This window comes from Elusimicrobiota bacterium (assembly GCA_016180815.1).
GTDB lineage: Bacteria > Elusimicrobiota > Elusimicrobia > JACQPE01 > JACQPE01 > JACPAN01.
On sequence record JACPAN010000004.1, the window covers coordinates 22,973 to 45,289 of the forward strand.

General features: G+C 54.7%; 20 protein-coding genes. 3 read left to right on the forward strand and 17 right to left on the reverse strand.

Annotated features, from left to right (window positions below; all coding sequences use genetic code 11):
- The 4 genes from HYT79_01455 to HYT79_01470 form a co-directional block, all read right to left on the reverse strand.
- On the reverse strand, nt 1-998 hold a 998-nt coding region (locus tag HYT79_01455), incomplete at its 3' end, for a SpoIID/LytB domain-containing protein (protein MBI2069243.1).
- Nucleotides 999-1,012: 14 nt separating this feature from the next.
- On the reverse strand, nt 1,013-2,074 hold the full coding sequence (gene ruvB, locus HYT79_01460) for a Holliday junction branch migration DNA helicase RuvB (GenBank protein ID MBI2069244.1): 1,062 nt from the start codon (nt 2,072-2,074) through the stop codon (nt 1,013-1,015).
- Nucleotides 2,075-2,081: 7 nt separating this feature from the next.
- Complete coding sequence (locus HYT79_01465) at nt 2,082-2,768, reverse strand: hypothetical protein (GenBank protein MBI2069245.1); 687 nt, start codon at nt 2,766-2,768, stop codon at nt 2,082-2,084.
- A gap of 3 nt (nt 2,769-2,771) precedes the next feature.
- On the reverse strand, nt 2,772-3,326 hold the full coding sequence (locus HYT79_01470) for a crossover junction endodeoxyribonuclease RuvC (protein ID MBI2069246.1): 555 nt from the start codon (nt 3,324-3,326) through the stop codon (nt 2,772-2,774).
- A 14-nt stretch (nt 3,327-3,340) separates the two neighbouring features.
- Here HYT79_01470 and HYT79_01475 point away from each other — a divergent pair, with 14 nt between their 5' ends.
- On the forward strand, nt 3,341-5,080 hold the full coding sequence (locus HYT79_01475) for a hypothetical protein (protein ID MBI2069247.1): 1,740 nt from the start codon (nt 3,341-3,343) through the stop codon (nt 5,078-5,080).
- Here the strand turns inward: HYT79_01475 and HYT79_01480 are convergent.
- Entirely contained in the window at nt 5,074-5,823 is a 750-nt protein-coding gene (locus HYT79_01480; protein ID MBI2069248.1) for a YebC/PmpR family DNA-binding transcriptional regulator, read from the reverse strand. The two genes, HYT79_01475 and HYT79_01480, sit on opposite strands and share 7 nt — an antisense overlap.
- A 33-nt stretch (nt 5,824-5,856) precedes the next feature.
- Nucleotides 5,857-7,755: a hypothetical protein gene (locus tag HYT79_01485; GenBank protein ID MBI2069249.1), complete on the reverse strand. Its 1,899-nt coding sequence runs from the start codon at nt 7,753-7,755 to the stop codon at nt 5,857-5,859.
- A gap of 54 nt (nt 7,756-7,809) precedes the next feature.
- On the opposite strand from HYT79_01485, the gene HYT79_01490 reads away from it, so the two are divergent.
- Nucleotides 7,810-8,538 carry a methyltransferase domain-containing protein gene (locus HYT79_01490; GenBank protein ID MBI2069250.1) on the forward strand — a complete coding sequence of 243 codons (729 nt, stop codon included), beginning with the start codon at nt 7,810-7,812 and terminating at the stop codon, nt 8,536-8,538.
- 55 nt (nt 8,539-8,593) lie between these two features.
- A complete protein-coding gene (locus tag HYT79_01495) occupies nt 8,594-9,784 on the forward strand; it encodes an ATP-binding protein (protein MBI2069251.1) in 1,191 nt (396 codons plus the stop codon).
- A gap of 31 nt (nt 9,785-9,815) precedes the next feature.
- Here HYT79_01495 and HYT79_01500 read toward each other — a convergent pair whose 3' ends face one another.
- The 11 genes from HYT79_01500 to HYT79_01550 all read right to left on the reverse strand — a co-directional run bounded on the left by HYT79_01500 (nt 9,816) and on the right by HYT79_01550 (nt 22,317).
- Entirely contained in the window at nt 9,816-11,594 is a 1,779-nt protein-coding gene (locus tag HYT79_01500; protein ID MBI2069252.1) for a hypothetical protein, read from the reverse strand.
- Nucleotides 11,595-11,648: 54 nt separating this feature from the next.
- Nucleotides 11,649-12,080 (reverse strand): prepilin-type N-terminal cleavage/methylation domain-containing protein, encoded by a 432-nt coding sequence (locus HYT79_01505; GenBank protein MBI2069253.1) that lies wholly within the window; start codon nt 12,078-12,080, stop codon nt 11,649-11,651.
- Nucleotides 12,081-12,136: 56 nt separating this feature from the next.
- Nucleotides 12,137-12,646 (reverse strand): prepilin-type N-terminal cleavage/methylation domain-containing protein, encoded by a 510-nt coding sequence (locus tag HYT79_01510; protein MBI2069254.1) that lies wholly within the window; start codon nt 12,644-12,646, stop codon nt 12,137-12,139.
- Nucleotides 12,646-13,917, reverse strand: coding sequence for a type II secretion system F family protein (locus tag HYT79_01515; protein ID MBI2069255.1), 1,272 nt, complete (start codon nt 13,915-13,917; stop codon nt 12,646-12,648). The genes HYT79_01510 and HYT79_01515 overlap by 1 nt, the downstream gene beginning before the upstream one ends.
- A 1-nt stretch (nt 13,918) precedes the next feature.
- Nucleotides 13,919-15,640, reverse strand: coding sequence for a Flp pilus assembly complex ATPase component TadA (tadA, locus tag HYT79_01520; GenBank protein MBI2069256.1), 1,722 nt, complete (start codon nt 15,638-15,640; stop codon nt 13,919-13,921).
- Nucleotides 15,641-15,656: 16 nt separating this feature from the next.
- Complete coding sequence (locus HYT79_01525) at nt 15,657-17,291, reverse strand: hypothetical protein (protein MBI2069257.1); 1,635 nt, start codon at nt 17,289-17,291, stop codon at nt 15,657-15,659.
- Nucleotides 17,292-17,406: 115 nt separating this feature from the next.
- Nucleotides 17,407-18,438 (reverse strand): hypothetical protein, encoded by a 1,032-nt coding sequence (locus tag HYT79_01530; protein ID MBI2069258.1) that lies wholly within the window; start codon nt 18,436-18,438, stop codon nt 17,407-17,409.
- Nucleotides 18,439-19,569 carry a hypothetical protein gene (locus HYT79_01535; GenBank protein MBI2069259.1) on the reverse strand — a complete coding sequence of 377 codons (1,131 nt, stop codon included), beginning with the start codon at nt 19,567-19,569 and terminating at the stop codon, nt 18,439-18,441. It abuts the gene before it with no gap.
- Nucleotides 19,566-20,168: a type 4a pilus biogenesis protein PilO gene (gene pilO / locus HYT79_01540; protein MBI2069260.1), complete on the reverse strand. Its 603-nt coding sequence runs from the start codon at nt 20,166-20,168 to the stop codon at nt 19,566-19,568. Before pilO ends, HYT79_01535 begins: the two co-directional genes overlap by 4 nt.
- Nucleotides 20,149-21,906 (reverse strand): pilus assembly protein PilM, encoded by a 1,758-nt coding sequence (gene pilM / locus HYT79_01545; GenBank protein ID MBI2069261.1) that lies wholly within the window; start codon nt 21,904-21,906, stop codon nt 20,149-20,151. Before pilM ends, pilO begins: the two co-directional genes overlap by 20 nt.
- Nucleotides 21,907-21,930: 24 nt before the next feature.
- Nucleotides 21,931-22,317: a hypothetical protein gene (locus tag HYT79_01550; GenBank protein ID MBI2069262.1), complete on the reverse strand. Its 387-nt coding sequence runs from the start codon at nt 22,315-22,317 to the stop codon at nt 21,931-21,933.

The following is a 22,317-nucleotide window of genomic DNA, read 5'->3' on the forward strand; positions in this document are numbered from 1 at the left end:
GCTCCCCACTGGCATAAGCCGACCCCATGGCCCCAGCCGTTGCCGTGAATGACGAAGCGCCCGTTTTTAAACTGAATTTGCGTCAATTTAGTGGATTTCATCCAATTGGGGCCCAAGGCCTGCCTGAGCCGTTCCGCGGGAACGATCAGGCGCCCGTTGGCCGTGATCACTTTGAAATTTAAAACGCGCCGGCTCTTGGTCATTTCGCCGATTAAAAAACTTTTGATCGGCTCATGGAACGTATACCCCAAGCGCCTTAAAACCGCGCCGAGTTCGGCGAGCGGCAACGTCGTGGCCCAGCTGTAATGAGGGCTCATCTGGCAAGAGCCGAAATCGCTGACGGAAATAATATTGTTCACGGAGCCGCCCCAGACATCGCGTATATCTTCGGTTCGTCCGCCGCAGCAAGAATGAAAATAGCCCGCAACAACCGCCCCTTGATCATCCAACAACACCAAACCCCGGGTTTCATCCACCGCCTCTTTGGCGCGCGTATCCTCGACCCCGGCTCCCCAATAAACCTGATGGCTGGACTTTGTTCCGATATTGAACGAAGCCAAAGGGTCCATCCCGATTTTGTGCAAGGCGTAGGATCGCGAAGCCACGGCTTGAGCCTTGAGCGCCTCCATGGGCCAAGTTTTGGTATCCACTTCGCTGGCTAAAACGCCGTACAAATAGTCCTCGATATCCAGCACATTGACCAGACCCATGCGCCCGTCCGGCATGCGGGTGACTTCGAGGCGGCCGCGATAAGGCTTGCCCCGCCAATAAAGATGGCGGCCGTCGTTGGAGGTGACGATCAAGCCGTCGGCTACGCGAAGAGCGCCCTCTTGACTGACCGGAATCTGCCCGTCCTGGCGCGTGACCGTGAAGCCTCCCTCGGGAACCTCCACATGCAAATCACCCTGGGAAATATGGTCCAGCAAAACGCGGATTTCGTGGGCTCCGGCCGGGACGCACCAGGCAAACAAGGCAAAAAAAATGAACCGCCGTTTCATTTGAAAAATCAAAATCAGCTCAACGAAGGCGCTTCAGGAACCGGCGTTGCGGAGCGCGCCGCGCGGCGCTTGATGCCTAAATGCCCGAACGCCTTTTCCGTGGCCACGCGCCCTTTGGAAGTGCGGCTTAAAAAGCCCTCCTGAATCAGGTAAGGCTCGTAAATATCCGTAATGGTGTCCGCCTCCTCCTGGAGGCTGGCGGCCAAGGTCTCCAAGCCCACGGGGCCCCCGTCAAAATGATTGATGATGATCAGCAGAAAACGCCGGTCCATGGGATCAAGACCCAAATCATCGATTTCCATGCGCTTTAAGGCCTCGCGGACCAAGTCCGGGCTCACCTGTCCGTTGTTTAAAACATGGGCGAAATCGCGCACGCGCTTTAGAATTCGGTTCGCCACTCTGGGCGTGCGCCGGCATCGTTTAGCCAGAATATCCGAAGCCTCGGGAATCAAGCGCATGCCCAGAATACGCCCGGAGCGCGTGATGATTTGAGACATGTCTTGAATGTCGTAGAAATTCAAATGCCCGATAATGCCGAAGCGATCGCGCAAAGGCCCGGTCAAGAGTCCCGCCCTGGTCGTAGCCCCGATCAAAGTGAATCTTGGGATCGCCAATTTCAGCTGAGTCGAACCCATGCCCCCGGCCCGGCCGCCCGTATGGATATAAAAGGTGAAATCCTCCATCACCGGATACAGCGCCTCTTCGATGGCGCGGTTAAGCCGGTGAATCTCGTCGATAAAAAGAACGTCGCCCTCTTCGAGGGTGGTCAAGAGTCCGGCTAAATCCCCCAATTTGGTCAAAATCGGGCCTGATGTCACGCGGATATTGACGCCCATTTCCCTGGACAAAATATGGGCCAAGGTGGTTTTCCCCAAACCCGGAGGCGCATAGAAAAGAGCGTGATCCATGGGCTCCTTTCTCTTTTTGGCGGCTTGGATGTAAATCGACAAATTTTCTTTAAGCTGCGCCTGGCCCACGAATTCAGCCAAGGTCTGAGGGCGAAGCAAGGCCTCGATATTTTCCGGAACCTGAGGCTTTTTGGCGTCGGGATTCTTGCGGGGAATTTCTTTTTCCATCATCGATTCAGCCCGCTCGGCCCGCCCCCAACTCCCTTAAGGCGCGGCGCACCAACGTTTCCAAATTGATGGGTTTGTTTTCATCGCCCTCGCTTAAACGCAGCACCGTCCCTAAAGCCTGATCCGCGTTCCGATAATCAAAGCCTAAAGCAGCCAAGGCTTCCCTGGCGCGCTCCCAAAGAGCGCCGTCAAATTGAAGCAAGGGGCCGTCCGCTTGCGTTTGATCCGGGACCGCGCCCTTAGCCAACATTTTCTGCAGCAAAGGCTCGGCCCGGTCCTTTAAATTCGCCAGCATTTTATCCGCAGTTTTGGGGCGGAACCCGAAGAGATTGCCCAACATTTTGGCGTCCCCGCGCAACAGGCCCTGAAGAAAACTCACCGGCGACTTTTCCTTGATTTTCTCGAAGTAATCAAGGGCCTTCTTGGCTCCGGAGCCGGGGACATCGCGCAAAAGATCAAACAGGGCGCGGTCTTCTTCGGTCAAGAATCCATAAAGCGTCGTTTCTCCGCCGTAAAGAGCCGATGACTGGGAAACGTAAAGCAAAACCTCCTGATTGGCGGACAAACGCTTCGCCGTCCAAGGAGCCACGGCCAAGCGATAACCCACGGAACCGGCCTCAAGCCAGACTTCGCAGGGAGCGCCTTTGCCCTGGGCGCCCACATGAACAACCGAGCCGCGAAAATACGCGTACATAAATCAAGAAACAGAGGCGAGCAAAGGAGATTTGACGCTCAACGCCGCGGTCAACGCGATGGCCACGGCATCCGTCGTATCGTCTAGTTGCCCCGAAGGCACGCTGCCCACGAGAAATTTCAAAAATCTGGCCACATCCTGTTTGCTGGAGCGCGCCGATCCGGTGACCGCGGATTTGACGGTCAAGGGATGAATCTCGGAAATGGCGAGTCCGGTCTGCCCGGCGGCCAGCATCAACACGCCCCGCGCTTCGCCCAAATGAAGCAAATTGGAAATCCGATAACCCTGGGGAGGCAAATGAATTTCTTCAACGGCGACATGCTGCGGCCGGGGCGCTTTTCTAAACAAACGGCAGGCTTGGCCATAAAGATCCGTCAAACGCTCGGTTCTGGGCCGGCCGCGCTCGGTGGTGATGACGCCGCATTCCAAAAGTTCCGGCTTTTCGCTGCGCCGGGCATTCGAACCTTGCGCAACGCGCAGCTTGGCCCAGCCGCAACGGTCCCATCCCGGATCAATGCCCAAAATAATCATGGCGTCGACGTAGGATACAAAAATCAATAATATCCAAACTCATGATCGCCAAGAGCCTAAATATTATTCTCGATCGTCCCTCCGGCAAATATCTTACGATCGCAGGTCTCACGCTCTTATCCTACTCGGTCTTCGGCTACACCTACGCCGGCAACCCCAATGTGATCCAAGTCCTTCCCTTCATCCGTAAAATCATGGACCCTGCGCTTTATCCCGGCGATCCTTACGTCGACACGTTAGGCTCTTTCCCCAGCCTTTATCCGCGCCTGATGGCTTTTCTGGCTCAAGCCGTCGATCTTGCCAGGCTGCATTTGCTCCTTCATATCGCTCTCAAATATCTATTGCTTTGGACCGCGTATCACCTGGCGGAATTTCTTTTCGCCAGGCGCGCGACGTCCTGGCTCGCCTGTTTCTTATTCGCCCTATCGCCGCAGGTTCATTTGCTCTCCATCTTGGGCGATGAGCCGATGTTTAAAACAGCGCTGTATCAGACTTCGATGTCCGGGCCTTTCCTGCTGCTGGGCATCCTATGGCACTTAAAGGAACGTTATCGGTCCGCTTTCGCTCTTGTCGCCGGCCTCTATTACATCAACCCGTTAACCGCGAATTTTATCCTGGTTTTGTTCGCAGCCGCAGGATTCGACCATTGGCGAAAAGCAAAATGGGGCTGGGGTGTATTTGTTCTGCTGTGGCTGCCCTGGCTTCTTTGGTATTTGAGTCTAAAAAATCCTTTCGGCGGTCCTACGAACGACTTTCTAACGGCCTTGCGTCTATGGGACCCCAGCCATTACTTTCCTTCGGCCTGGCCCTTGGAAAAATGGCTGAGGCTTTCGACCATGGGCGCGCTGTTGGGGTTTTTTCTCGCTCAGGGCTTTGCCCATTGCCGCAAAGCGAATAACATCAAACTCTTCTGCCGAGCGATGGTCATCATGTGGTCCTGTGCTTTCATTTTCGGTGAAATATTCCCCGTCATACCGGTCATCCGTTTGCAATTATTCAGAAGCGATATTTTTTTGGTCGCTTTCGGGTTGATTTTCGGCGCGGATTTCTTGCGGCGCTTGGCTGCTGACGCCCGGCTCCAATCCCTGGCCGCCGCCGGGCTCATCGTCGTCGCGCTCGTCGAACTCTCCCCGCCTTATTACGGACTCATGATCATGCCCATTCTCATCGCCCGGGCCTGGACCCGGTCCCGGAGCCTAATCCTTGGCCTGACCCTGAGCGCCCTGGCCGTCATCTTGTGCGACGCTTTGGGAGAATCCCCGGCCGTCACAAAAACGCTGATCGCTCTGCTCCTGCTGACTCTATTCGCGTTCTCCGTGCTCGCGGCTGAAACAAAAAAATACGCCACAGCCGCGCGAGCCATGATCCTTGTCTTCTTGATTCCTTGCGCGCTCAATGCCCGCGTCATCATCCACAGAATCAAATTCCTGGATTTTGACCATAAAAATACAAAACAGATGGATTGGGACGAACTTCAGCTCTGGGCCAACAACAATGCTCCGCCCGGCGCGGTATTTTTAACTCCGCCCGGCGCGCACGGTTTTCGCGTCCTATCGCTTCGCTCGCCGTATATCGAATGGATCGACGGAGCGGCCATGCACTGGGCTCCCGGATTTGAAAAAGAATGGCTCCAGCGGCTGGCTCAAGCGGATTTTATGATGACAATCGGCCTCTCTCGCGTAAGCGACGATATCCCGATCGAAGCCGTTATCGTGGAGGGACGAAGCGAACAGCCGGCGATTTATGAAAACGAAACATTCAGCGTTCTGAAAAACTATTGACGCTGAGCGAGGATTTCGTCGGGGACGTTGTAGTTGGCGTAAACGTTTTTAACGTCGTCGTGCTCTTCCAACGACTCCATCAAGGAGAGAACTTTCTCGGCGTCGCCGCCCGTTAGAGGAACTTCGTTGGTTGGCAAATACGTGACTTCGGCCGACATCATCGGGATTTGAGCCGCTTCAAGGGCCTTTTTCACGCGCTCAAAATCTTTAGGGTTCGACAGAACCTTAAAAATCTCTTTTTCATCCGCCTTCACGTCCTCGGCGCCGCCGTCGATCGCCACCTCAAAAATTTTCTCTTCCGCGACCTTGGCTTTCTCGACTTCGATATAACCCTTTTGCTGAAACACCCAGGAAACGGATCCGGCCTCGCCCAAGGACCCGCCGCTTGAGCTGAAAATTTTGCGAATTTCAGATGTCGTGCGGTTTTTATTGTCCGTGGTCGCCTCCACCATCACGGCCACGCCGCCGGGCCCGTAGCCCTCAAAACGCACCTCTTCGATGGTGGCGCCGGGAAGCTTGCCCAAGCCGCGCAAAATTGCCCGATCGATATTGTCCGAAGGCATATTGGCCGTTCGGGCGTCATCCATGGCCTTTCTTAAACGGGGATTAGTCTCGGGATTGCCGCCTGATTCTCTGGCGGCGATGACGATTTCCCGGATAATCCGGGTATAAACCTTCCCCTTTTTGGCATCCAAGGCCGCCTTTTTATGCTTAATGCCGGCCCAATGACTATGTCCACCCATATTGCGAAGATTATGCCATATCCCGGCTTTTCCTCAAAATCGCCCCTCTCCCCATTCGGCGACGACCCTCAGAAGATTCGCATTGCGCGTATTCAATCCTGCTTCGCGCATATTGCGGCCGATTTCCTTAACCAAAACATCCGGATTCAACTCTTGTCTGCGCACTTGATTCTCAACCTGATGAGGGTCGATAATCAGACGGCTTTTGTATTCCAACGTTTTAGGCAGGCCGGCGGGCCAACGGTCCCGCCGCAGCAAAACCATGGCATTGCCGTCCCACCAGATCAGGGCCCAATCGGATTGCGGATAAGCCAACCCGTGCCAGCTGCGCACGGCATAACCGGGCTTTCCGGAGGCAGCGTTCGATGAATGAACGGGCAAGAACGCCTCCGCATCCGGGTGGTGCATGACGCAGAGATCGACTTGGCGCTGCTTGAGATAATCCGTCCATTGATCCGGCCGGGCGGCGCGCTGGAACAGCTCTTTAAGCTCGTGATGGAAAATATAGCGTCCATCCATGAAAAATCGCGCGCCCTGATCATGAAGCCGCCAGGAAGCAAACCCGCCCCAGCCCCATTCCACCCAGATATTGAGACGCAAGAGTTCCGGGTTTCGCTCAAGAAACCCAAAAGCAAGCTCGGGGTATTTGCCCGCAGCCAGATACGCTTTGGGAATGCCGCGGTAATTCCAAAGATTACGCCCCGTTTTAACAACGCGTTCCCCCAAAAAATAGCCGCCATAGCCGACGCCGGAGGCGACCATGAGCAAAACCATGACTTTAGCCGCCGCTTTCAGCAAAACAACGAAGCGCCGCTGCCCTTTGAGCGGCCAATCCCATCGCGCGAGCAACCAAGGAGCGGCGTCCCGGAGAGCCTCCCATAAAATCGGCAAACTGACCAAACCGAAAACAGCCAAATTGCGCACATGCCGGGCCGCCCAAAGACCAAACGCGCCCACCAAAAGAATCCCAAAAAAACGCAGCCGTCCGGTCGCGGCCCATAGCGCAATCAGCAACCCCACGGCCAAAGGCAACGCTCCCCAGTAATGCCAGCTCAACGGATGATCGATCCGGGTCGGCTGCCATTCGTGAATCGCCGTGGCGATGAAAGGCGCGTCCTTCATATGGCGCACAATCACTTCATAAAGCTTGATTCCATAAGGGTTGACCAGCGTTGCGGCGAAGGCCGCCAGAGCCGCGAAAGCCACGATCGTCAACCGGCGCCGGCGCTCCAGCGCATCCTCTCCCCCCCGCGCCCGGCTCCGGATCGAGCCGGCTGCGGATCGGTGCCAGGCATTGATCCAGGCCAAGATTTCCGCCCCGAACAAAATCGCCAGGTAACCCAAGGCCCAGACAAAACCACCGTGAATATTCGCCCACAGAGAAAAAAGCAAACAATATAAACCGGCTAGCAGATATGTTTCTTGATCCGCCCGCATCTTGGATAACTTTGCCGCCAGTTTATCGAAAAGTAAAAAGAAAACCGGCAAACAAACGAACGTAAAAAGTTCCGGCTGCATGGTCGCCCGGGAGGCCAGGAAAGCGTGCGTCATTAAAATATTGGCCGAACGCGCGGCCACGCGCCAAGGCTCCGCCGCGGCCCGCCGCCAGCCCAAGCGATGAACCAAATAACGATCCGCGGCAACGATAGCCAGAAGGATAAGCGCGGCGCGCGCCAAAACCAAGGCCCGGAAATCGCCCCATCGGTAAAGCTTCCAAACAGCCATTTCAAAAAGCCATTCGTAGTTGACCCACGGCGCTCCCTGCTGAGTAAAGGAGAAAAGCTCTTGATCCAACAGCCATCGGCCCATGGCTTGGGCTTTGCGGCCGGCGGCCAAATGCCAAAACAAATCCGGATTGTTCTCCGGGTAAAGAAGGGAAATAAAAATTGCGCCGTAAAGAAAGTAAAAAATGAAACGAACGTTGATCCGCATAAGTCCTGATACTTTACCGAAAATTTGCGAAGCCAATTTCTGTAAACTCACGATGTGACCAACGGCGCCCAACGGCCATCCAATCTCCGGGAACATGCTTCCTGGAACGAAGCGATGGCCGGCCGTTACGACCCGGACGCGTTCATCAACAAGACAAGCTGGCCCATTCGCTGGATGGAATCTCTGCGCTTAAAAAAAACTTGCCGGGCTCTGGAACCGCGCCCGGGAGACCTTGTTCTTGATTTAGGCTGCGGCTCCGGCAACTTGATCGAATTGCTGGCGAACACCCAAGCCGTCGGCGTTGATTTATCCCAACGGCTGCTCAATCAAGCCAAGAGCCGGCTGCGCTCTCACCCGAACGCGTATCTGGTCAAGGCGCCGGGGGAATGCCTGCCCTTCGCCGATGGAACCTTCGACCGAATCGTCTGCTCCGAGATGCTCGAACACGTTCTAAAACCCGAGGCCGTCTTAAAAGAAATGAGCCGCGTGGCCAAAGCGCAGGCTAAAATCGTCATTACCCTGCCCAATGAAACCATCATCAACCGGATCAAACGCCTTGTGTTGGCCCTCGGCTTAAAAAAGATTCTGGCCAAGGACTACCCCATGTCGGATGACATGCTGCAACAATGGCACCTTCATGAGGTCGACCGGCCATGGCTCGAGCGCCAACTCAACGGCGGCACCCTGCGCCTAACGTCGGAATCAACCGCGCCCGGCCCCTGGGCGCCGTTTCATTACATTTTCTGCTTGGAAAAGGCCCCGGTCAGCTCATCGAAAAAATAACTATCGCCCTTTTTGACTATTGAAAAATCGTCAATAATACTGCAAACTACCCATTATGTGGATCGCGCGTGAAATTGAACACACGATCAAAAAAATCGCCTCGCAAAGACCTGTTCTTATCGTAACGGGATGCCGCCAAGCCGGGAAAACCAGCCTTTTAAAACAGCTCTTCGCCAAGGCCAACTACATCTCTCTTGATGTGCCGGCCGTCGCTCAGGAGGCCGAGGAGTCCGGGGAGGGCTTTCTGGCCAAATACTCCGCGCCCCTTGTCGTTGATGAAGTTCAGTATGCTCCAAAACTGCTGCGCTATATAAAAAAAGAAGTGGACCGCAATCGCGAACGCTCCGGTCTTTACTATTTGACCGGTTCTCAAAAATTTTCACTGATGCAAGGCGTCACCGAAAGCCTGGCCGGACGGGCGGCCATCTTGGAGCTTTATTCGCTCTCCGCGCGTGAACTGGAAAGCTTCAGCGGCCACCGCGCCGAGGGCAATCAACTGGCCCAGTGGATTTTCAAGGGAGGGTATCCTGAAATCTACGCCCGGGACCTTGATCCTCAACGTTTTTTTTCGGATTACTTAGTCACTTATTTGGAACGGGACGTCCGTCAAGCGCTTCAAGTAAGGAACTTGCGGGATTTTGACCGATTTATGAGGCTGGCCGCCGTCAGAACGGGACAGCTTCTTTCGCTTAACTCGTTTGCTTCGGATTTGGGACTAAGCCCGAACACTATTAAAAGCTGGCTTTCGGTTTTGGAAGCTTCCAATATCATTTATCTTTTGGAACCCTATTACCGCAATTTGGGCAAGCGCATCGTCAAGACTCCTAAATTGTATTTTTTAGACACAGGCCTTGCCTGTTATCTCGCCGGCATCCGCACAACCGCAGAATTGACTCAAAGCGCTCTTTTGGGCGCCATCTTTGAAACCCATGTTCTAGGCCAGATGATCCGCCGTGACGCCAATCGCGGACGACGGTCTTCGATTTTCTTTTATAGGGATCATTACGGGCATGAGATTGATTTCGTGATCCCTGTCGGAGAAAAACTCAAGCTGATCGAGGCTAAATGGGCCGAATCTTACGCTGATACCCCGAAGGGTTTCAAGGAAATAGCGGCCTTGACCGGTCAAAAAAATATCCTCACGCAAAGCGTCGTCACCGCCCTGCGGGGCCCGCGAAAACTCACCGGCAAGAACCTTTGGCTTGATGACACCGTAGAGCTGCGAAGCCTGGAAACAGGCGCCTAGTGGACGCGCCCGGGCCATGGGCGCCGTTTCATTACATTTTCTGTTTGGAAAGAGCTCGGGTGAGTTCGTCAAAAAAATAGCTGTTGATAAAATTGGAACCCGCCTCATCGTAGTTGCGGCGCATTTCACGCTCAAGACCGCGGGCATCAATGCGTCCTGTTTTCAAACCAAAGTGAACCGCCTCGAAATCAAGCGGCGCCCAAAATTGATACTCCCGTCTGGCCAAGAAATGCGGCGATACGGCGGAACGCCGCACCAAAACAACGCTTAACGCATCCCACCAGATCAGCGCCCACTCCTGAGGCGAATAAAAAACAGCGGTCTTGCTGCGCAAGAGGCGCTCTTGGCTGGCGTCGGCATCCCAGGCTTCGGACGGCATGTAATCACCGGTCTGAGGCAGGGATCGAATGACAAGATCGACTCCCCTTGATTTTAAAAAGCCGCTCCATGCTTGCGGGCGGTCGGTATATTTCATCCCCTCTTCCATAAGGCTGTGAAAAAGATACCGCCCGTCAAAAAAAACTTTAAAACCATTGTCCGCCAACCGCCAATCAACATAGCCTCCCCAGCCCCAATCAGACATGATCCGTTTGGGCAGATCAGCCTCATAGCGCTCCACAAATTCAAAGGCCAAAACGGGAAACATGGAGGCGTTAATATAGTCTCTATTTAATTTGGGTTTGGCGCGAATAATGCGTATGTTATGCTCGGCGCTGGCTGCGGCCAACCAGAAGAAAAAACAAGCCACTGCTGAGATGGAAAGGGCGGCCAGCGTTTTAAACCAAAGAGGGGCGAGCCGGCGGCAATGGCTCCACGCCTCAAGAAAATAAGGCATTGTGGCGACGCCGAAAACAGCCACATTCCTCGTATGTTCAAAGACCATATGGCCGCAGAAAATCAGAAACAAAAAACCTTCCAGCATCAACCGCTTTCTCAACAAGCTGGCGGCGCTCATCAACGCCAGGCTGACGGAAAAATAGCTCCAAAAAATGGCGCCGCTGCGCACGAATTCCGTCGGTCCCCATTCTTGGATTGTCATTTGCAAAAAATTTATGTTTTGCATGACCCAAAAAATCAAGTAATACACGCCAAAGCCGAAAGGGTTCAAGAGAGCGGCCGCGGCGCCGAGCAGCATAAGCATCATGAGGGGCCGGATTTTGATCCATGCCCGGCGCGCTTCCAGGCTCCAATCCCACGACCGGTAAGCGCTAATGATTCCTTCCAAGCAACGGCTTGCCGCCTGAAGTCCAAGCACCATGAGGCCGAAAAAAAAGCTGCTATGGATATTGGCCCAAAGCGCGAAAAAAAGAACATAAATGGCCAGCCACCATCTAGCGCGCGCTCCTTTTTGCCCAATAACCAACACAAGACGATCGCGCAGGAAAAAAAAACCGACCAAAAAAAGCAATCCGAATAACTCAGGCTGCATACTGCTTCGGCCGCCCACAAGGCCGACGCTCAGCATGATCACCGCCAACCAAAGGGCGCTCGAATAGCCGGAACTCCTGCGCAATGAATAAACCGACAGCAAGAGGGCGAGTGCTACCGTCAAAGCAGATTGAACTGCGGCCAAAAGCCAAAAAGAACCGAGATCGTGTATCCTAAGCGCAATCCACCCAAAAAGCCATTCAAAATTGATCCAAGGAACCCCCGCTTTCGTGAATGAAAAAGTTTCCGTGTTTAAATAAGCAAGCCCCCCCGCTCTCGCTTCCCGGGCCGCTGCCAAATGCCAAAACAGATCAGGATTGCTGTTGGGTATAAAGAGACTCGTCGCTAAAAAGAAAAGCAGAACCGCCGTGGCAAGCGGCAAAAAAATGAAACGACCGGAATATTCGGTCTTAAACGACAGGAATTTCAGAAACAGCTAGGGCCAAACGAAAGCGCAGTTGATATTGCTGTTGTTCCAGTTGCGGTTGCCCGGGATGCCGCCTGAGTTAAAATTAACCGTCATAAAATAAGCGTTGGTGCAACCCGTGGGCCAACCGGTTGTGCCGCCTTCCATAGCGGCATTTCTTTGCATTTGCGCTATATTTTGGCTGATACCGACAGGCGCCAAGAAAAACCGGCCGGCCACGATATCTACATCCAGAGCCTGCCCCGTGGTTGAATAGTTGCCATTTCTCTGACGATAGCGATCTTGAGCCTGGGCGATGGCTGAAAGCATGGAAATCGCCTCGGACGCGCGCGAACGTTCTACGGAACGAAAATATTTAGGCACGCCCACGGACGCTAAAACACCGATAATGATTAAAACGACAAGAAGCTCGATCAGCGTAAAACCTTTTTGATTATTCACGAATTTGCACCCCCCGTATCCACTATTAAGATTAATAGCATGAATATATTCGTTTTTCAAGGGCAGGCCGGAGCCGCGGTGCAAGCGGGCCAAGCGCCGACGCAGCAGGCTACGCCCTGAGGCAAAGGCACTTGCGTGCCGTAACCGCATATCGTTCCTCCCGCCGTGATCGCATAGCCCCAGTTCGCGAAATTGCCAGTGCCGCCGTTTCGCCTCGCGAATGCCGCACGCGTTGTTGCCGTTGCATTGTTAGCGGCGCAATACGAATACGAACGAGCAGGGGCATTGAGATTGGGGACATAGTTTAAACTGACCAGGCTTTGAGTGCCCGCCTGGGCAGCATCACAATCGGAAGTGATCAGGGGATTGCAGTAACAGTTCAAGCCCGTCGGGCAATTATTGATGACGTACATTCGATTGGCCGCATACACGGCGTTCATCAGAGCCTGGGCTTCCTCGGCTCTTGAGGTTTCGACCGTTTTTGTGTACATGGGAACGCTGATGCCCACAAGCGTCCCCATGATAATCAACACCACCAACAGCTCGATCAGCGTAAAACCCCTCATTATCTTCCTCCTGTTCCGACGGACGAGAGTTCGAAAATCGGCAGAAAAACGGCCATCACGATGACGGTCACGATCATGCCCACGCCCACGATCATAATCGGGTCGATGACCGAGGACAACCGGGCGATAAAATTATCGATTTGCCGCCGATAGTAGCTGGAAAGGGTGTCCAAAATTTCAGGCAGGCGGCCCGACTCTTCGCCGATTCTCATCATTTGCACGGTAATGGGCGGAAATGCCTTGGATTGGGCGAAACCCTGGGCAATGGTGCCGCCGCCCTTGATCGACTCCCTGGCCGTGGCAATGGCTTTTGAGATAATTCTGTTTCTGCCCAGAAGTTTTTCCATAATCAACAACGCTTTGAGAATATCCACCCCCGATTTAAGCAGCAAAGCAAAATTCACCAAAAATTGCTCAACCAAAATATTTTTGACGAACGGGCCGAACATGGGCAGGCTCAGCATCAAGCGCGCGCTGGTCCACTGACCGGCGTCGCTTTTTAAATAAAGCCGCCATAGAAAAAAAGCGCCGGCCGTTCCTCCGACAATCAAACCCAAATTACCCGTGATGATACCGGAGACGCTGATCACCAACGCGGTCAGAGGCGGAAGCTTCAGGTTAAAATTTTTGAAAATATCGCTGAAAACCGGCACGATTTTGATGATGAAAAAAGCCAGGACAAAAATGGAAGTAGCCAACAAAATCGATGGGTACATGAATGCGGTTACGACTTTGGCGCGCAAAGCCTCGCGCTGATTCAAATAATTGCTGATGTCTTCCAAAGCCTTGGGCAATTGCCCGCTGGCTTCGCCCGCTTCGATCATGGGCACCCAGATATCCTTAAAAATCCTGGGGTGGCGGGCCAAGGCTTGGCTCAAATTGGTGCCGCCGGCGATGTCTTGAGCCACTCGATCCAAAGCTTTCGTCAGCCTGGGGCTGGAAACATTTTGACCCAGCAATTTCAGGCCCTGAAGCAGAGGCAAACCGCCTTTTAAAAGCGTGGACAACTGCTCCGCCAGGAAGACCATGTCCGCGGCAGGGACGCCGCCGCCGGCAAAAAATGAAAAAGATTTGGCTTGGGGAGTCGCCGTCGTCTCGCTCGTTCCATCCGCAAGCCTGCGCGTGCCAAGGCCCCTGATTTCCCGAACATTTAAGACCAAAAGCCCTTGGCGCTGAACCTGGGCGATGGCCTCCATCTCGCTGGGAGCCTCGATCTCGCCGCCGACTTCCTTGCCTTGTTCGTTTTGAGCTAAATAAACGTAAGTAGGCACATTAATCCTCGATCATGACCGTGGCCAAATATTCTTCCAAACTGGTCAAACCCTGTTGAACCTTAAGATAGCCCGACTCTTTCATCGTCATAAAGCCGCAATCGCGGGCGAGTTTTCTAAGCTCCTGAAGGGGCAAATTCTGATGGATGGCCGTTCTCAGGCGATCATTGGTCAAAATAATTTCGTAAATCGCCTTGCGTCCCATATACCCCGTGCTTGAGCATTTTAGGCAACCCTTGGCTTTAAACAACGGTTCTTTATAAGGCAACCCCAAGCTCTCGACTTGCGCCTTGTCCGGGGTGTACGGCTGTTTGCAGTCTTTGCAAAGCATGCGCACCAACCGCTGAGCCGCCAACAAAACAAGCGTCGAAGAAACAAGAAACGGCTCAACGCCCAAATCTTTAAGCCTCAAGGCCGCGGATAAGGCGTCGTTGGTGTGAAGGGTTGAAAGAACCAAGTGTCCGGTCAAAGCCGCGCGAATGCAAAGCTCGGCCGTTTCCAAATCGCGCACCTCGCCCACGAGAATAACGTCCGGGTCCTGGCGCAAGAAAGAACGCAGGGCCGCGGAAAACGTCAATCCGATTTGAGGTTTGACCTGCACTTGATTTAACCCCCTGATCTGAAACTCAACCGGGTCTTCGATGGTCATGATATTGATATCCGGCGCCTGAATCGCCTTTAGAATGGAATAAAGGGTGGTGGTTTTCCCGGAACCCGTGGGGCCGGTGAGCAAAATCAGGCCGTGGGGATAAGCCGCCGCCTTTAAAAAATCCTCCTGTTGCTTGGGTTCCATCCCGATTTTTTTGACGTCGAGCTCCACGGCCTGCTTGCTTAAGATGCGGACGACGACTTTCTCCCCGAAGACGGTCGGGCAGCTTGATACGCGCATATCAATGGTATTGTCTTTATGCTTGACCGCGAAAGAACCGTCCTGTGGAAGCCTTCGTTCCGCCACGTTCAACTTGGACAAAATCTTGATGCGCGAGACCATGGGCCCGCCCAAAATCTTGGCCGGGGGCGGCTTCTCATGAAGAACGCCGTCGATTCTGAAGCGCAGGCTGATCAAATCTTCCATAGGTTCAATATGAATATCGGAGGCCCGCTCCTCGATCGCCTGGCGGATGATTTCATTGACCAATTGCACCACCTTGGTCTCGCCGGCCTGAGCCACATTTTTATCAAGGTCGGCTTTTTCTTCCTCTCCGACTTCCTCGATCGGAGCGATGACATTGGCCTTGGCCGAAGCCTCCTGGGCAATTTTGGAAAAATCAGCGGCCCCCTGGCCGCCGCCGTAAAGAGAATCCAAGATGGCGCCGATTTCCGTTCTCATGGCCAGGTAAACCATCAAATTTTTTCCGGTCAGAATCCTTAAATTATCCATGGTGATGACGTCCATCGGGTCGGCCACGGCCACGCCTAAAGTTTCATCCCGGACAAAAAGAGGGGCCAAATGATGGGAACGCGCGAAATCCTGGGGGATCAACGATTTCAACGCCTCTTTGTCGCTGACCGTCAACAGTCCGTTGGCGCGGCTGGCGAAGGGAAGCCCGAATTGCCGCGACAGCGCTTTGGTCAACTGCTCTTCGGAAACAAAACCGTTTTTGACGAGTATTTCGCCGAGCATGCCTCCGGTCTGCTTCTGGATGGTCAGCGCGCGATCAAGCTGCTCCTGATTAATGAGCCCTTGCTCCAAAAGAACATCGCCGATGCGTAATCGAATCATAAGGCTACCCTGTTGGTCATCCCTCCATTATTGACGGCGTCAGGAAAATCGCCAGTTCGGAGTTGACTTTCTGGGTCGACCACGAACGAAATAAAATCCAACCGATAATCGGAATATCGCCTAGAATCGGCACCTTGCGGACGATGCGCTCCTCGCGGGTGTCCATCAAACCGCCCAAGACGATGGTTTCCCCGTTTTTGACGCGCACCATGGTCTTGACCGCGCGCGTGATCGGGTCCTTGACCCCGATGCCCACCGTGGAATTGACGGTTCTGGTCAATTTGGGTTCGATGACCAAGGTGATATAACCGTCGCCGTTGACCTGGGGCGTGACGCGTAAAATCAAGCCCGTCTGCTGGCGCTCAACGCTCGACTGGGCCGCGCCCACATTGCCGACCACGGCCGCGGTGCCGATGGCTTCATTCCTGGTGACGCGGATTTCCGCGGGCTTGTTGTTGACCGTTGAAATCCTGGGACGGGCCAAAAGCTTGCCCCTTGTTTTGGTCATGATAGCCCTCAATAAAATTTGAAATTCGCTGAAGGAAACGACGCCGAACGTGACGCCGCTGCGCGCGTCAAAGGCCGATATGGGAATGGCGTTGGGCGAACTAAAGGCCTCGTAACTTTGGCCGGTATTAAACGGCGTCCAAAATGATTTGCGGTCCTTGTCGTAGCCGTCGCGCATCAAGTAATCGGTGTAGCGCGAGGGGCCGATAAAACGCACCAACTCCCCGTTTTCTCCGCCGAATTCCAAACCCATTTTTTGCAGCCCGTCGCTGTTGATTTCCACGATTTGGCTTTCAATCGAAACCTGGGGGGATTTTTTATCGAGATCGCGGATCAATCTGTCGATCTCGGGGAAACGCTCGGGCAAGTCCGTGATAATGAGGGAATTCGTCCGCTCATCCACCGCAATGCGGCCGAACGAAGAAAGCATGGTCGTAATCACGCCGACGATATCCTGCCCGGCCGGCTGCGCGGCGGAAGCGCCCGATTGGGCTTCTTCGGATCCGCCGGCCGTACCGACCGAACTCTGATCTTCACCCTGCAATTCGGTGATTTCAATGTCCCTGAGGGGAATAAAGCTGAGCTCAAAAATCCTGGTAGCGGTTCTGGGCTGGGTTTCTTTTCTAGTCGTGATCAGGTAGGTGTGGGTCTTGCCAGGAATTTTTTCATACGCCAGGCCCTTGATGCCCAGGAGAACCCCCAGGGCTTCCTCCAACGTAACGCCTTCCAAAAACGCGGTGACTTTCTTGTTTTCAAGCCCTTCGCTGATGATGAAATTGACCCTGGTTTGCTGGCTGACCGCCCTTAAAAAAACGGACAAAGGCACATCCGAAAGCCGGATCGTGATTTTGGCCAATTCCGGCGACAGGCGGCCCGCGGTCTTTTTCACCGGAGCTTTGGCCGTTTCTGTCAACGGAGGCTCGGGTTTAATCGCCGACGGAGAATTGTCGGGCTTGGCTTCGGTTCTGGCCGGAACGCTTCTGGGAGCCGTCGGCCTTGGAGCCTCGGGCTCTTCCTGTTCCTCATCAGGAGGGGGCGGAAAAACTTCGCTTTGCGCCGCCGCCGGCAGAATTGAGCTCCCCCACAACAAAACCGCCAGACTCACGGCAACGCCTTTTTTCAGATACTCGGAAAAACGCATCATCCCCCCCTAACCGTCCGCGCATTATTCGCACTCCCGCAAACAGGCGGGATTTTCGTGCTGCTAAATAGGATAAGGGAAGTGTCTTAAGCGCGCAATAGGAAATTTGCCGCGCGGGCTATTTCTTTTCTAGCGTCAATCGGCGCAGCTTAAGATGAATCTGGGCCTGCAGTTGGGCGACTTCGCGCGGATCAGGCTCCACCATTTGAGGCAAAGTCAGCGCCACCTCCTCCTGTTTTGAGGGCGGGAGGCTCGAAAGCACCTTGCCGGCGATGTCGGACTCCAATGCGCTGATAAAAATAGCGATGGCGCGGGAATTTTCCTCAGCCAGAACGCGCGCCAGCATTTCCGGATCGGCCTTGGTGAACGAGGCCGTGGAGCTTGCCGACGGCTCAAACGACGGATTCATGGCCGTCAATCGCCCTCGCGAAGCATGCGAGAGGGCGTCCACCTTGGGGCTTAAGGTGACGTCCACATCATGCGTCCTGGTCGTTGTCGCTACCCGCTCCAACGAAACGCTGATCTGATTCGCCGAGCGCACGACCGTCACCAACACCAGCAGCGCCATCAGCAAAAGAACGGCGAACTTGATGAGATCAAGCATGGCTTCAGGTGAAAAGAGAAGGTCCTTTAAGTCCGTCTGCCGGGCAACGGCGTAAACGTTAACAGCGTCGCCGCGCTCAGGCGCCATGCCCAAAACGCGAACCGCCAAATTCTGGATGAATTCGGAATCCGCGGAAGAGTCTTTTTTGTCGATGAGCACCAAGGCTTGGACGCGGGCGGGCTCAAGGCTGGGCGTTTCGCCGGCCTGCGCCTCAGGCCATTCGAATTGCACGTGAACGCCGACTTTGCCGGCGCCCAAGACGCGCTCCAAAAGGCTCAACAATTCTTGAGATTTCTTCGTTTCGTAGCTTTGGCGGGTCCAAAGATAAAAGGGAAGATTCGTCGTTTGAGCAACGGCGGCCGGCGTTTCGACCATCGGTTGCTCAGCCGCGTCGACAGGCTGCTGCGCGGCGGCGGACCCTCCTGTTTTGGCCTTTTTAGCGGGCGCAGCCGCAGCCCATGGGCCGGCCACCAATAAAAATCCCAACAAGCCGATCCCCGCTATTTTTATTCCCGAACCGCTGACCCTCTCGCTCCCTTGCATCATTTACTCCCCTCCACTGAATGTTTTATGAAAGATTCGATCTTTGAATTTAAAAATCACGCGATTGCCCTGAATCTGAACGATTTTAGCGCCCATATAGCTTTCGCCGCGCTTTAAAATCTGATTATTGACGATGACGAGCACCCCTTCATCGGTATGCAGCACGCCCTGAATGCTGATTTTTTTCTTGACGATTTCAAACGGGTCATTAGCCTTGCGGCGGGCGGCTTCCGCCTCCAACCTGCGGCGTTCTTCGTCTTCTTTCTGCTTGCGGATACGGTCGACTTGGCGAAGCTCTTCGGGAGTGATGGTCGGATCCCGGCCTGAACGAGGCTCGTAAGCGACTTTAAAATCGGAAAGCGCCTCAGCCGAGGGTTGCCGGGGCGCCGGGGCGGCGGCCGGCGCAACAGTTTCCTGCGGTTTCACCGGGGGTTCCTGGATTGCCCGTTGCGGCGTTGATTCGATTTGATCCGCGGCAACCGGAGCCTCGGCCGCGGAAGACACGGGCGGGGCCGGCGCAACGGGGATGTCCGCAGGCGGCGCGGTCTGGGCGGACATTTCCATCGACGGCCGTAGCGCCGCTTCTTCCTGGCCCGGCCGGGGAGGCGCGGACACGGGATCGGCAAAAACCGATGACGCCGGCGGCGTGACCGAATCCACGGCAGCCTGCTGAGCCTCTGCGGCGGCCGCTTGCGTTTGCTGGTTCGTTGCTTGACCCTCTCCTTCGGAGGCCGGGGGCGTTGGCATGTTTCGGCTTAAATCCTGCTGAGGCGTTTCAACGGCGGCCGAAGGCTGAGGAATCTGTTGAGCCGCAGGCGAACCCATGGCCGGCGCCGCTTGAGGCTCAGGCTGCTGGGCTGGCTCCATCTTAACGGCAGGTTCCGGCGCAAAGGCCTGCGCCTGCTGCTGAGGAGGCGCCGGAAAACCGGAGCCTGCCGGGACGGCTTTTTGTCCGGAACCCGGAGCCAACCCGGCCACATGAGCCGCTTCCATCGTCGACAACGTGGCCATGATTTGAGCCTTTGAATCGACGCTTGAGCCGAAAAACACCAACGACAAAAACCAAATCATCAACCCCAAAATCAACAGGGATGATCCGAAAATAGTGACTTCCAAGAATCCGATCTTTTTCATGGGACCGCCGCCTTGGCCGCTGCTGCGCCGCTGAGAAAAACATACGCCGTCAAGCGCACCGAGGGCTTTGCGTTTCCCTCTGAAGACAAGTCCCTTTTTAACGAAAAATCGGTGACCCCGACATAGGGCCTGCTGTTTTCAAGATCCGCCATAAATCGTCCCAAATCATGATACGATCCGCGCAGCTCAAAAGACCCCTGCTGCCAGATCAACGAACCCGTGTTCACGGCTTCCCCGGAAGGATTGGCCGCGATCACCTCGACGCCGCTGCCTTGAGCATAGGAAGAAATCTGGGAGGAAAGCCAATCCTTCGGATCCTTGTCGGGAGGAAGGAACATGGTTTTGGAAAATTCCCCCCACCCAACGGCGACCTGCCGGTACTCTTCGGCGATTTGAGATTTGACCTGAGCGTCGTTGGCCAAGGCTGAGGCCGTGGCGATTTTCGACGTGCTTGATTTGATCAGGAACCAGCCGAGAAAAACGCCGACCACGGCGACGATCAACGGCGCCTGCAGGGACTTATCCTTAAGGCCCGTTTCAAAGCCGTTTTCATACAGCCAGTTCTCAACGGATTGTTTGTTAATTTCTAATTTTGCCATCGTTTTTAAAATCTATGGAAAAGGCCAACAACGACCGCGATTTTGATCGAGACCGCCTCTCGAAAGAAATACCGGTGTTGATCATGTCCGGCGAGAGCCCGGCGTTCATGTTCGCATCGCCGCCCTCGCGGCCCTCCACTTTTTGAAAAGAAATGTCCGCGGCCGCGAATTGTTTTGCGATCATGGGGTCCGCTTTAAGCCTCTTGAAAAATTCCTGGATGATGGAAGACTCCGAACGGTCGGCCTGGACCTCCACCTTGCCCTCCAGCGAAAGCCGCAGCATGGGGGCCGAGCCCAAACCGTGGCCCGTGCCCACGCCGGATGAAGAAAAACTGAATTGTTCGACCCATGCTTGCGCGGGAACCAAATCCGCCACCGCGGCCAAGACCCGCGTCAAGTGGAGGCGGCCGCTTGGATTCGTCATCTGCCGGGCCGTGGCCATGCCCGCAATCATGGCTTCCATCATGGTCCTGATCGTCGCCTCATCCTTGCCCTGGATTTCAGGCAGGCTCGATTCAACGGATTGGAGCGTCCCGAAAGCCTGGGCCTCGATCGAGCGCGCCTTCTGCGCGCGCAACAACCCGAAGCCCAGCATGAGGCCGGCCGCGGCCAAACTGACCGCCCAAATTTTCTTTAACGCCGCTTGTTTCGGCGCCGCCACAGTGTTGACTTGAGCCAAGTTAAGCTCATGGGCTTCGAGCTCCGGACTGACGCCGCGCAAGGCCAAGCCCAGATTGACGAGTTCCGCCCAGTCCGCAAGCTCGAACGCGGCCCCGTCCTTGCCCTTCTCCGCGAAACCGATGCCCAGCGGCTTGATGATTTCCACTTTAAGCCCCAGCTCTTCAGAAATGCCGCTGGCCCAATTCTTCAAAGACTCGTCGTCCAACAACGGGGAACTCAACAAAAGAATACGCCCAAGGGTGGTCAGACCCAATTGACGATTGACGAAATCAATCGTCGCCTGCAAATCAAGCTTGCGCCGCTCCAGCACAAAAGAACCGCGATGCGGGGAATCCATCATGTAGATGCTGCGCTGCAGCACAGGGATGGATTTGGCAAAAAGAACCATTTGGACCTGCTCAAGATCAAGATAAACGGCCAGAGCGGCTTCCTTAGAAATATCGACAGGTTGAGGCAGGCGCCGGCAAATGGCGGTGACGCAACGCGCCGCGGCGAACGGCAGCGTATCCACGAACGGGGCCTCATAGCCCAGGCTCTTCAACGTCTCTTTAAGCGTATCGTAAATTTCCCGGCGCATGGCCGAGAAAATAACGCCGAGCATGGTCCTGCCGGCGACCGCAATTTCCGTGGCGCGCCAATCGAACAGGCAGTCCTGAAGCGGAAAAGGCACGTATTTTCTCGCTTCAATGGGGATGGCCTTGCCCCAATGCGCGCGCTCGATTTTAGGCATGGAAAAGTAACGGAACACGGCGAAGGCTTCGGAAAAACAAATCCCGATTTGATCGCTTTTGATGCCCAGCTTTTTCACGGCCTCGGCGATGGCGGCCTTCATCTGGGGCGCGGCCAGCCAGCGCACGATTTGCCCCGAACCCTGGGTAGTTTGGATGGGATTTAACGTCGTTCCCTGGCCGGCGAATTCGGAATCGGCGAAAATTTGTGAAAACGGCTGCTCAAAACGCGCTACCAATTGATGGCCCGAGCGCGTTTTCTCCAGGGCCATCCAACGCAGGCCCTTAGTATCGATGTAGAGCGCCGGATAATAACTCGCTTTTTTCATTTTTCTTGCTTCAACTATTATCCATTATTGTTGAACATTTCCCCTGGCCGTCAATGTATAGCTGCTTGAAGCATAGGTAAAATCCACTTGAACATTGCCGGCTCCCGTCGCATAGGTGCAATTAGCCGGCAGCGCCGGAGGCAACGGTGAGCATGTTGAATAAAGAGCCGTGCATCCACCTCCGGTCCATGTCCCCGCAACGTTGGGGTCGTAACAATGCAAATCCTCATAAGCCATGGCAATAGCCGCTTCAGCCGCGCCCCGATTATCGATGCTCTGCTCCACGGTTGCGGTTCCCATAAAGCCCGACATAATCACGATCAGCATGGCCGCCGCGGTCAAGGCCATGACATTGACCATGACCAACGCCTGCAGGAGGGCCACCCCGCGTGAATTCAATATTCTTCTCAT

Coding starts and splice junctions, on each gene's coding strand:
- ruvB (MBI2069244.1), bottom strand. CDS start 2,074: ATGGAAAAAGAAATTCCCCGCAAGAATCCCGACGCCAAAAAGCCTCAG.
- HYT79_01465 (MBI2069245.1), bottom strand. CDS start 2,768: ATGTACGCGTATTTTCGCGGCTCGGTTGTTCATGTGGGCGCCCAGGGC.
- HYT79_01475 (MBI2069247.1), top strand. CDS start 3,341: ATGATCGCCAAGAGCCTAAATATTATTCTCGATCGTCCCTCCGGCAAA.
- HYT79_01480 (MBI2069248.1), bottom strand. CDS start 5,823: ATGGGTGGACATAGTCATTGGGCCGGCATTAAGCATAAAAAGGCGGCC.
- HYT79_01485 (MBI2069249.1), bottom strand. CDS start 7,755: ATGCGGATCAACGTTCGTTTCATTTTTTACTTTCTTTACGGCGCAATT.
- HYT79_01495 (MBI2069251.1), top strand. CDS start 8,594: ATGTGGATCGCGCGTGAAATTGAACACACGATCAAAAAAATCGCCTCG.
- HYT79_01510 (MBI2069254.1), bottom strand. CDS start 12,646: ATGAGGGGTTTTACGCTGATCGAGCTGTTGGTGGTGTTGATTATCATG.
- tadA (MBI2069256.1), bottom strand. CDS start 15,640: ATGATTCGATTACGCATCGGCGATGTTCTTTTGGAGCAAGGGCTCATT.
- HYT79_01525 (MBI2069257.1), bottom strand. CDS start 17,291: ATGATGCGTTTTTCCGAGTATCTGAAAAAAGGCGTTGCCGTGAGTCTG.
- HYT79_01530 (MBI2069258.1), bottom strand. CDS start 18,438: ATGATGCAAGGGAGCGAGAGGGTCAGCGGTTCGGGAATAAAAATAGCG.
- HYT79_01535 (MBI2069259.1), bottom strand. CDS start 19,569: ATGAAAAAGATCGGATTCTTGGAAGTCACTATTTTCGGATCATCCCTG.
- pilO (MBI2069260.1), bottom strand. CDS start 20,168: ATGGCAAAATTAGAAATTAACAAACAATCCGTTGAGAACTGGCTGTAT.
- pilM (MBI2069261.1), bottom strand. CDS start 21,906: ATGAAAAAAGCGAGTTATTATCCGGCGCTCTACATCGATACTAAGGGC.
- HYT79_01550 (MBI2069262.1), bottom strand. CDS start 22,317: ATGAGAAGAATATTGAATTCACGCGGGGTGGCCCTCCTGCAGGCGTTG.